The sequence below is a fragment of the Bacteroides sp. CAG:633 genome (assembly GCF_000435115.1).
GTDB lineage: Bacteria > Bacteroidota > Bacteroidia > Bacteroidales > Bacteroidaceae > Bacteroides > Bacteroides ndongoniae.
Genome location: NZ_FR883003.1, coordinates 1 through 10,267, shown reverse-complemented (window position 1 = coordinate 10,267; position 10,267 = coordinate 1). Strand labels below are relative to the sequence as shown.

General features: G+C 48.4%; 10 protein-coding genes. 8 read left to right on the top strand and 2 right to left on the bottom strand.

The genetic code is table 11. The features are described from left to right. From QVP67_RS02690 to QVP67_RS02675, 4 genes are all read left to right on the top strand, one after another. Positions 1-303: adenosylcobinamide-GDP ribazoletransferase (locus QVP67_RS02690; protein WP_288179827.1), on the top strand; the 303-nt coding region annotated here is incomplete at its 5' end. 19 nt (positions 304-322) lie between these two features. Further along, positions 323-853, top strand: coding sequence for an alpha-ribazole phosphatase (gene cobC / locus QVP67_RS02685; RefSeq protein ID WP_022162012.1), 531 nt, complete (start codon positions 323-325; stop codon positions 851-853). 21 nt (positions 854-874) lie between these two features. Continuing rightward, positions 875-2,287: a RapZ C-terminal domain-containing protein gene (locus tag QVP67_RS02680; RefSeq protein ID WP_022162011.1), complete on the top strand. Its 1,413-nt coding sequence runs from the start codon at positions 875-877 to the stop codon at positions 2,285-2,287. Between the two features lie 32 nt (positions 2,288-2,319). Further along, positions 2,320-3,093: a nucleotidyltransferase family protein gene (locus QVP67_RS02675; RefSeq protein ID WP_022162010.1), complete on the top strand. Its 774-nt coding sequence runs from the start codon at positions 2,320-2,322 to the stop codon at positions 3,091-3,093. Between the two features lie 25 nt (positions 3,094-3,118). Here QVP67_RS02675 and QVP67_RS02670 read toward each other — a convergent pair whose 3' ends face one another. Both QVP67_RS02670 and QVP67_RS02665 read right to left on the bottom strand, forming a co-directional pair. Next, positions 3,119-4,492 carry an MATE family efflux transporter gene (locus QVP67_RS02670; protein WP_288179828.1) on the bottom strand — a complete coding sequence of 458 codons (1,374 nt, stop codon included), beginning with the start codon at positions 4,490-4,492 and terminating at the stop codon, positions 3,119-3,121. 10 nt (positions 4,493-4,502) lie between these two features. Continuing rightward, entirely contained in the window at positions 4,503-5,510 is a 1,008-nt protein-coding gene (locus QVP67_RS02665; RefSeq protein WP_277122237.1) for an ABC transporter ATP-binding protein, read from the bottom strand. A 205-nt stretch (positions 5,511-5,715) separates the two neighbouring features. Between QVP67_RS02665 and QVP67_RS02660 the strand changes: the two genes are divergently transcribed. The 4 genes from QVP67_RS02660 (at position 5,716) to QVP67_RS02645 (ending at position 9,999) form a co-directional block, all read left to right on the top strand. After that, positions 5,716-6,111 (top strand): DUF1573 domain-containing protein, encoded by a 396-nt coding sequence (locus tag QVP67_RS02660; RefSeq protein ID WP_022162007.1) that lies wholly within the window; start codon positions 5,716-5,718, stop codon positions 6,109-6,111. A gap of 191 nt (positions 6,112-6,302) precedes the next feature. Next, positions 6,303-8,294 carry an OPT family oligopeptide transporter gene (locus QVP67_RS02655; RefSeq protein ID WP_022162006.1) on the top strand — a complete coding sequence of 664 codons (1,992 nt, stop codon included), beginning with the start codon at positions 6,303-6,305 and terminating at the stop codon, positions 8,292-8,294. 19 nt (positions 8,295-8,313) lie between these two features. Beyond that, positions 8,314-9,177, top strand: a complete 864-nt coding sequence (locus QVP67_RS02650; protein ID WP_022162005.1) for an alpha/beta hydrolase — start codon at positions 8,314-8,316, stop codon at positions 9,175-9,177. Positions 9,178-9,207: 30 nt separating this feature from the next. After that, positions 9,208-9,999, top strand: coding sequence for an N-acetylmuramoyl-L-alanine amidase-like domain-containing protein (locus tag QVP67_RS02645; RefSeq protein WP_022162004.1), 792 nt, complete (start codon positions 9,208-9,210; stop codon positions 9,997-9,999). Positions 10,000-10,267 lie beyond the last annotated feature (268 nt).

Genomic DNA, 10,267 nt, shown 5'->3' with positions numbered 1-10,267 from the left:
CAACTGATCAATTTCCTTCCTTATGCGCGGAAGGAGGAAGAGAGCAAGGCACACGTCGTGTACCAGCGCATGAGGGTCAGCGAGTTCCTGTTGGCTCTGGCCGGTGGCGCGTTGCCTTTGGTTTGCCTGCTTCCTTTCGGCATGTGGCCGGTTGCTTTGTTTCCGGTGGTCGTGTTTGCAGGGTTGTGCCGACTGATGAAGCGACGCCTGAACGGGTATACGGGCGATTGTTGCGGGGCCATGTTCCTGCTGTGCGAATTGGCTTTCTATTTGGGAAGCCTGTGGATGTATCATTATTATTAAGAAAAGAAATAGTCAATATATGGAAGTGATTCTTATCCGACATACCTCGGTAGATGTTCCTCCCGGGGTGTGCTATGGGCAGACCGATGTGCCTCTGAAGGCAACTTTCGAGCAGGAAGCGGCTGTCACGGCCGCAGGGCTGAAAGCGTTTCTGCCTTTCGACAAAGTGTATACCAGCCCGCTGACACGGTGCGTAAGGCTGGCTGCTTATTGCGGCTATCCCGACGCTACGCGCGACCGTCGTATTATGGAGATAAATTTCGGAGCCTGGGAAATGAAGCCGTTCCAGACGAACGACGATCCCCGTCTGAAGGAATGGTATGCCGATTATCTGAACGTAGCCGCCACCGGAGGCGAATCCTTTGCCATGCAGTACCAGCGTGTCAGCCAGTTTCTGGATGAGCTGAAAAAAGCGGATTATCAGCGTGTTGCCATATTCGCTCATGGAGGCGTCCTTATCTGTGCGCAGATATATGCCGGGCTGGTGAAGCCGGAGGAGGCTTTCAGTGCTTTGACGCCTTATGGTGGAATCATCAGTATTGAAATATAATGATAGAATAAAAAGACATTTATGATACCAGAAGAGCTTAGAGAACTTTATAGAAACCATACCGGGCAGGATCCGGAAGAAATTGTCAGACTGACGCCAGCGGGTTCCAACCGTCGGTACTTCCGTCTGAAGGGAGTGACAGATTTAATCGGAGTCGAAGGCGAATCGGTCGACGAAAACGAGGCTTTCCTTTATCTGGACGGGCATTTTCAGGCCAAAGGGTTGCCGGTGCCTAAAGTCGTAGCCCGGTCGGAAGACGGGCGGTTTTATCTGCAGGACGATTTGGGCGATGTCCTTCTGTTCGATGCCATCGGACAGGGACGCAGCACCGGGGTGTTCTCCGAAAGGGAGAAGGACCTGTTGCGACAGACCATCCGTCTGCTTCCCGACTTTCAGTTTGCCGGAGCCGACGGGCTGGATTTCTCCGAATGCTATCCGCAGGCGCAGTTCAACAGTCGCAGCGTCTTGTGGGACTTGAACTATTTCAAGTATTGTTTCCTGAAAGCTACCGGACTCGATTTTCAGGAAGACCGCCTGGAAGATGATTTCCAGCAAATGAAGGAGGTGCTTTTGCAGGACAATACGTCTACCTTCATGTATCGCGATTTCCAGAGCCGTAATGTGATGATAAAAGACGGTGCTCCATGGTTTATCGATTTTCAGGGAGGCCGTAAAGGACCGGTCTATTACGATGTGGCGTCTTTCCTGTGGCAGGCAAAGGCACGCTATCCGGAAGAACTCCGACAGGAACTGATCCGGGAGTATCTGTCTGCAGCACAGAAGTATACGGCGATCAGCGAGCCGGATTTTCAGCATCGCTTGCGGCATTTTGTATTGTTCCGTCTTTTGCAGGTATTGGGGGCTTATGGCTTCCGGGGTTACTTCGAGAAAAAGGCACATTTCCTGGAGAGTGTGCCGTATGCCATAGACAGTTTGCGCCAGTTGCTTCGCGAGCCTTATCCGGAATATCCTTATTTGTGTGAGGTGTTGCGCCGGCTGACCGAACTGGACCAGTTTGCGGAGAAAAAATCGCCGCTTGTTGTTACAGTGACCAGTTTCTCGTATAAAAAAGGTATACCGGAAGATACGTCCGGAAATGGGGGCGGTTTTGTGTTCGATTGTCGGGCCGTCCACAATCCCGGAAAGTACGAACGCTATAAATCGCTGACCGGACTGGACGAACCGGTGATCCGTTTCCTGGAAGATGACGGAGAAATCACGGTCTTTCTGGAGCATGTGTATGCCTTGGTCGATGCTTCTGTCAAGCGTTATATGGAGCGTGGGTTTACCAGTCTCTCCGTTTCGTTCGGATGCACGGGCGGACAGCATCGTTCTGTTTACAGTGCCCAGCATGTAGCCGAACATCTGCATCGGAAGTTTGGTGTGCAGGTGCGGCTCGTCCATCGGGAGCAGCATATATCCGTAAGTTTATAATCCGTTTTTTGTTCAGTATAAGATTTGTAGTTATGAAAGCCATGATTTTTGCAGCCGGACTGGGTACGCGGCTCCGTCCTTTGACCGATCATACGCCTAAGGCGCTTGTTCCGGTGGGCGGTAAACCGATGCTTCAGCGGGTTATCGAGAAACTGAAAGAGGCGGGATTCGATGACATTACCGTCAACATACACCACTTGGGTCAGCAGATTATTGATTTTCTGGAGGCTCATCATCATTTTGGAGTGAACATACACATCAGCGACGAGCGGGATGAATTGCTCGACACCGGTGGAGGCATTCGGAAGGCCCGTCCGTTTTTAGAGGGTGACGAACCGTTTCTGGTTCATAACGCTGATATTCTGTCCGATATCGATCTGGCCGGCTTCTATCGTGCCCATTGCAGCAGCGGAGCCGATGCCACCTTGCTGGTCAGCCAGCGGCAAACTTCGCGTTATTTACTGTTCGATGCCGGAAACCGGTTGCACGGTTGGATTAACAAAGCTACGGGCGAAGTAAAGCCGCAGGGGTTTGTCCCCGATCCGGATCGCTTTCTGGAGTATGCTTTTGGAGGCATTCATGTGATTTCCCCCACTCTTTTCCGATATATGGAAGGACCTCAATGGAGCGGTAAGTTTTCCATTGTTCCTTTCTATCTGTCTGTTTGCGATAAGGTCAGGATACAAGGCTGTCCGCTTCAAGGTTTCCACTGGTTCGACATTGGGAAACCTGAAACGCTGGCTAAGGCTGAGGCATTCTTACAAGAGGAAAAAAGTGGGTCAAATGAAGGAACCGCTTTCTTTTAGGCACGGAATTGATGATTATTCTTCTTTACGTCGTCGGCACATTACCAAGCTTCTCTTTCCGTTTCATCTCGGAAAGTACGCCGCATGTCAGTGGAATGGCAAGCAGAAAAGACAGTACGTCCGAGCAGGCTTGGCACATTTCAACTCCCTGCAAACCCAGAAAATGAGGCAATATGAAGATGAGAGGAATAAAGAAGAGTCCCTGACGGGCCGATGAAAGCAAAGTGGCGCGTACCGGTTTGCGGATGGTTTGCAGCATCATGTTGCTGACGATGATCCACGAACCTAACGGGAAGGTGATGAATTGCCACCGCAATGCCGCGGCACCCACAGCAATCACTGCCGGGTCGCCTTTGCGGAACAGTTCAACGATTTCTTCGGCGTAGCCTATGCCCGATACGGCGCAAACCAGCAGAAATACAAATCCTACTTTGACACTGAACCAGAACCCCTGACGTACCCGGGCGTACAGACCGGCTCCGTAGTTGAAGCCGCAAACCGGCTGGAATCCCTGTCCGAAACCTATCAGGAACGCATTGATGAACATGGCTATTTTGGTCACAATGGACATGCCGGCAATGGCGGCATCTCCATAGGCACCTGCCGCAATGTTCAGCAGGATGGTAGCTACGCAGGCAAGTCCCTGACGGGCCAGCGACGGACTTCCCCCACCGATGATTTCCTTGATAAAGGAGCGCGAAGGGGTGAAGTTGCTGAAACTGATACGTATATTCTCACCCCGGCGGCTCATGAAAAGCAGCAGGGTGAAACTGCATATCTGGCTGATAACGGTGGCCCATGCTGCTCCGGATATGCCCATGTCGAGTCCGAAGATCAGAATCGGATCCAATATGACATTGATGACGGCTCCGGTAACAATGCCTACCATGGCATACGAGGCATTTCCTTGAAAGCGTATCTGGTTGTTGAGTACTAACGACGAGGTCATGAAGGGAGCTCCTAACAGAACAATCCCCAGGTAGCGTTCGGTGTACGGCAGGATGGTCGGGGTCGATCCCAATGCCAGGGAAAGAGGAGTAAGCAGCAACAGGCCTACAACGGTCAGCATCGCTCCCATGAACAAGGCCAGGAAAAAACCTGTAGCAGCCATTTTATGCGCATTGTCCAGCTCTTTGGCTCCCAACTTGCGCGAGATGTAGTTGCCGGAGCCATGACCGAAGAAAAATCCTATGGCCTGTATGATGGACATGACCGAAAAAACAATGCCTACTGCTGCCGTTGACTGCGTATTGATTTTCCCCACGAAGTAGGTATCTGCCATATTATAGAAAGAAGTGACAAGCATACTGATAATTGTCGGTATGGCCAATGAGATGACTAAACGGGGAACGGAGGCCGTTGTCAGGTACGTATAATTGTCTTTTGAATGGTGCATGATATTCAAAATACTATTTCAGTTGCTTTATTATCTTCAGCAAACCTTCTATGTTGTCGGTACAGATCACTTCCTTTCCGTGAACGTGTATGCCAAATTGGTTGCTGTTGTTTTCATCGGTATCAATATAGATATCAGTGAAGTGGCTGTCGCCTTCAATGCCATTGCGTTGCAGTGCTTTCTGCACCATGGCATATCGTTGTCCCTGCCCTTTCAGCCCTATTTTCAAGGGACATTCGTAATCTACCCTGAACAGTCCGGTCGCTGGTTCAAAAACAATGCCTTTGCGAACGAAAAATTGGTTCAGACTGCCATCCAGAGAGAGATCTTCCGGAGTTCCGATGACAACCCCTTTGTTCTTGTCCATCAGCCAGATCTTGTCTGCTATCTGCAGTGCCAGTTCCAAGTCGTGCGTGGACAGGAAAATGGTTTTGTTGGTCTGGCGGCTAAGCGTGTGCAGCAGCTGCATCATTTCTACTTTACTGGGAAAATCCAGAAAGGCAGTCGGCTCATCCAGATAAATAATGGGGGTTTCCTGCGCCAGTGCTTTGGCTATCATGACTTTCTGCCGTTCGCCGTCGCTTAAGGTATGTACCATTCGGTGGGCCAGGTGTCTTATGCCTACCTGCCCGATAGCCTGTTCTACGATGGCCTTGTCTTCTTTGGACAATATTCCCCAAAAGCCAGTATAAGGACTGCGTCCTAATCCGACCAGTTCGGTGACAGTAATATTCTGGACGTCGCACCGTTCGGTCAGAACCACACTGATCACTTTGGCCATCTGCTTGTCTGTATATTCTTCTATATCTTTCCCCAGAATGCGTATCTGTCCGCTCAACTTGGGTTGGAAGGCGGATAATGTTCGGAGCAGTGTAGACTTCCCCACTCCGTTGGATCCTAACAGGCAAGTCAGTTCGCCGCTGTTGATTCCGGCTTGAATACCTTCTGCTACGATTTTTACATTTTTCTTTCCGGGATATCCGATAGCCAGATTACTGATATGTATGGTTTCCGTATTCACGTGTAGCATGTCCAAAATAACGGGTTTCTGATTTTGGTCGCAATATTCGGAATTTTTAGCGAGATATGCAAACGCGCTTTTTTATTATATGTAGTGAAAAGGTGACAGTAAATCTACTATTTAATACTATTTCGCATACGGAAACTTCCATTTCCATAAAAAAAGGCTAACTTTGCCGCGGTTGAATCTAAAAAACGAAATAAAAATGAAAAAGCTGGTATTGTATATGGCAATGCTCCTTGTGGGCATAAGCTATGCTTTTGCGCAAGGTAAGGCTGACATTAAGTTTGATAAAACATCTTACGATTTTGGAACATTTTCCGAGAATAGTCCGGTGGTCAGCTGTGTTTTCACATTTACCAATGTGGGCGATGCTCCTCTGGTCATACATCAGGCTATTGCTTCTTGCGGATGTACGGTGCCCGAATACACACAGGAACCGGTACTTCCTGGCAAAACGGGTACGATAAAGATAACTTATAACGGAGCCGGCAAATATCCGGGACATTTTAAAAAGTCCATTACGCTGCGAACCAATGCCAAAACCGAAATGATGCGGTTGTACGTAGAAGGGGATATGACTGCCAAAGAAAAGAAATAAGTAACTTTTTGATACCAAAATAGTGGCGGTATCAGATTTTTAATGTACTTTTAGGCACGGATTACACAATCTATCACAGAACAACTGAATTTTGTTCGTGATTCGTTATGTAATCCGTGCCTGCTTTTTTGTATTAATCCAACGTATGTATTTGGAAATTAAGATTATAAACATAAAATAACTGCTAACTTATGGAACAAGAACTAGAAAAACAGACCGGTTTGCCGGAAAATGCTTTTCGAGAATTAAAGCCGGGCGAGGTATACAACCCGTTGATGAGTCCCGACAGGAAATATCCGGAGGTGAATCTTTGGTCGGTATTGTGGGGTATTGCTATGGCTGTCCTCTTTTCGGCTGCGGCAGCCTATTTGGGACTGAAGGTCGGCCAGGTGTTCGAGGCTGCTATTCCTATTGCCATCATTGCTGTCGGAATATCCAGTGCCGGAAAACGGAAAAACGCTTTAGGCGAGAATGTGATCATACAATCCATTGGTGCCAGTTCGGGTGTTATTGTAGCCGGAGCCATTTTTACATTGCCGGCATTATACATATTGCAGGAGACCTATCCCGAGGACATTACGGTGACATTTATGCAAGTGTTCATCAGTTCGCTGCTCGGAGGTGTGTTGGGCATCCTGTTCCTGATACCGTTCCGCAAGTATTTTGTCAGCGACATGCACGGTAAATATCCTTTCCCCGAAGCCACAGCTACAACCCAGGTGCTTGTATCGGGCGAAAAAGGTGGCAATCAGGCCAAACCTCTTCTGATGGCAGGTCTTGTGGGTGGTCTTTACGATTTCATTGTAGCTACTTTCGGTTGGTGGAACGAAAACTTCACTACCCGTGTTTGTATGTGGGGCGAAATGCTGGCCGAAAAGGCAAAGCTGGTTTTCAAGGTGAACACAAGTGCTGCCGTGCTCGGTTTGGGATATATCGTAGGATTGAAGTATGCAGCCATTATCTGTGCCGGTTCGCTGGCTGTGTGGTGGATCATCATTCCCGGTATGTCACTCATTTGGGGAAATGAAGTGCTTAATCAGTGGAATCCGGATATTACGGCAACTGTCGGCAGCATGACTCCCGAACAGATATTCGATTATTATGCCAAGAGCATCGGTATCGGTGGTATTGCTATGGCCGGTATCATCGGTATCATCAAATCCTGGGGTATCATTAAGAGTGCTGTAGGATTGGCAGCCAAAGAGATGGGCGGAAAGTCGAATGCAGAAAGTAACGTGAAACGTACTCAGCGCGACCTTTCCATGAAAATCATTGTAGTAGGTTCTATCCTTACGCTGATTCTGGTTTTCCTGTTTTTCTATTTCGATGTGATGCAGGGCAATCTGATGCATACGGTGGTGGCCATTTTGCTTGTGGCCGGTATCTCGTTCCTCTTTACGACTGTCGCTGCCAACGCCATTGCCATTGTAGGAACCAATCCTGTATCGGGCATGACCTTGATGACATTGATTCTGGCTTCCGTGGTTATGGTAGCTGTCGGACTGAAAGGTCCTGAGGGTATGGTAGCCGCACTGGTGATGGGAGGTGTTGTCTGTACGGCTCTGTCCATGGCTGGTGGCTTTATTACAGACCTTAAAATCGGTTATTGGTTGGGTACTACTCCGGTCAAGCAGGAAACATGGAAATTCCTGGGAACCATTGTTTCGGCAGCAACGGTAGGAGGTGTAATGATTATCCTGAACAAGACCTATGGATTTACAAGCGGTGATCTGGTTGCTCCTCAGGCCAATGCCATGGCAGCCGTTATCGAACCGCTGATGAGTGGTGTGGGTGCTCCCTGGCTTCTTTACGGTATTGGTGCTTTACTGGCTATCGTGCTGACGTTCTGTAAGGTGCCTGCATTGGCTTTTGCATTGGGTATGTTTATTCCTTTGCAACTGAATATTCCTCTGATTGTGGGAGGTGCCATCAACTGGTATGTTACCAGCCGCAGCAAGGACGCAGCTGTTAATGCAAGACGTGGCGAAAAGGGAACATTGCTGGCTTCCGGATTTATTGCCGGCGGTGCTTTGATGGGAGTTGTCAGTGCAGCCATGCGTTTCGGCAACATCAATCTCGTCAACGAGGCTTGGCTTTCCAACTCCTGGTCGGAGGTATTGTCGCTTGTTGCCTACGCTGTGCTTATTTTCTACTTTATCAAGGCTTCCATGAAGACGAAATAACCTTTAGAAACAGAATATCATGAAAAAAATTCTAGTTTTACTTTTTTCATTCATTACAACTATGTTATATGCACAAAATCCCATCGAGCTTCCGTTATGGCCCGATGGGGCTCCTAATACGAATGGACTGACCGGGACGCAAGAAGATCTGAATGGCGGACTGGTAGCCAATGTCGTGACACCCTCTATTACGGTTTATCGTCCCTCCTGCCCTAACGGTATGGCCATTATCATGTGTCCGGGAGGCGGCTATGCCCGCCTTGCGATGGCGCACGAGGGCTATGATATGGCACCTTGGCTCAATGCGCAAGGTATTACTTATATTGTTTTGAAGTACAGAATGCCGAACGGTCATCGTGAAGTGCCTCTTTCCGATGCCGAACAGGCTATTCGCCTTGTACGTCAGCATGCAGCCGAGTGGAATGTCAATCCTGCGCGTGTAGGCATCATGGGGGCATCAGCCGGCGGACACTTGGCTGCATCTTTGGCTACGCTTTACGGCAGTGATGAAACCCGTCCCGATTTCCAGATTCTGTTTTATCCGGTTATCACGATGGGAGCAGATACCCATCAGGGCTCCCGGAACAATTTGTTAGGCGAGAATCCGTCTGACGAACTGGTACGGGATTATTCTCTTGAAAACAGAGTCACTTCCCGTACTCCGCAAGCTTTCATTATGCTTTCGACAGATGATGCAGCTGTCCCTCCTGTCAACAGCATCAACTACTATATGGCTTTAGTCAAACAGAAAGTACCTGCCACTCTTCATGCCTATCCTGTAGGCGGACACGGCTGGGGATTCCGCGACGACTTTTCTTATAAGCGTCAGTGGACCGGAGAATTGGAAAAATGGCTGCGCGAAGGCTTGAAGTTTGCAGAATAGAAATGTAACAATCTTTTTTTTAATAAAGCGATGAAAATAATTACAAAGATTTTGTGTAGCATACTGTGTATGGCTATACCTTTTATTTCGACTTATGCTCAGGAAGATCCGGGTGAGGTGATGCTGAGCAATGGCCTTGGCTTTCTGGATATCCCTTATGTGGCTCATACACTGGACGGGGAAGTGAAAGAAGATCTGGTTGTCAATTGCGACGAGATGGATTGCACCACTTTTGTCGAATACACGCTGGCCATGTCACTTTCGCCGACCGAAGACGGACAGGTGGCCGAAGGAGATTTTGCAAACAATGTCCAGCGAATCCGTTATCGGAACGGACGTATTGACGGATATGCATCACGTTTGCATTATATCACCGATTGGGCAGAGAATGGTGTTCGAAATGGCTTTCTTGAGGATATCACCGAAAAGAAGAGTCCTTATACGCAGAAAGTGACGGTCAACTATATGAGTACCCATCCGGAACAGTATTGGAAATTGGCCGATTCGCCCGAGGATATGAGAAAGATCAAAAAAATAGAAAAAGAACTGTCAAAAAAAGAGATTCATTATATTCCTGAGGACAAGCTTCCAGTCAACGGTCTGCCGTGGATTAAGAACGGTGATATCATAGCCATCACCACCAATATTCCGGGACTGGACATTGCCCACATGGGTATTGCATTCTATGTGGATGGCAAATTGAGTCTGCTCCATGCCTCTTCTACTGCGAAAAAGGTGACCGTATCGCGTATCGCACTGTCGCAGATGCTGAAGAACAATGATAAATGGACAGGCATCCGCGTGTTGCGCATGAAGAAGTAAGCGCACACCTGCTCAGGAGTGAGAACATGTTTCGAATGCGTCTCTACACGGACATGGATCAGATAACCTGTTTTGAATCTGTCCCGTTCGTGTAGAGACGCAGTTTTTTTGCGTTTTTACCACCCATCAAAAGCGATTCACAATCAATATCTTACAATTCTATATTCTTCATAATTAGACATATATGAGTGAAAGAGGATGGAAAGTATACCGCCAGATTTACTCCCGCTCCGTCCCTCCCTCTCCTTGGGAGAGGGGCCGGGGGGGA

What these genes read in the sequence shown, in the direction of transcription:
- cobC (WP_022162012.1), top strand. Translation starts at nt 323, where the DNA reads ATGGAAGTGATTCTTATCCGACATACCTCGGTAGATGTTCCTCCCGGG.
- QVP67_RS02680 (WP_022162011.1), top strand. Translation starts at nt 875, where the DNA reads ATGATACCAGAAGAGCTTAGAGAACTTTATAGAAACCATACCGGGCAG.
- QVP67_RS02675 (WP_022162010.1), top strand. Translation starts at nt 2,320, where the DNA reads ATGAAAGCCATGATTTTTGCAGCCGGACTGGGTACGCGGCTCCGTCCT.
- QVP67_RS02660 (WP_022162007.1), top strand. Translation starts at nt 5,716, where the DNA reads ATGAAAAAGCTGGTATTGTATATGGCAATGCTCCTTGTGGGCATAAGC.
- QVP67_RS02655 (WP_022162006.1), top strand. Translation starts at nt 6,303, where the DNA reads ATGGAACAAGAACTAGAAAAACAGACCGGTTTGCCGGAAAATGCTTTT.
- QVP67_RS02650 (WP_022162005.1), top strand. Translation starts at nt 8,314, where the DNA reads ATGAAAAAAATTCTAGTTTTACTTTTTTCATTCATTACAACTATGTTA.
- QVP67_RS02645 (WP_022162004.1), top strand. Translation starts at nt 9,208, where the DNA reads ATGAAAATAATTACAAAGATTTTGTGTAGCATACTGTGTATGGCTATA.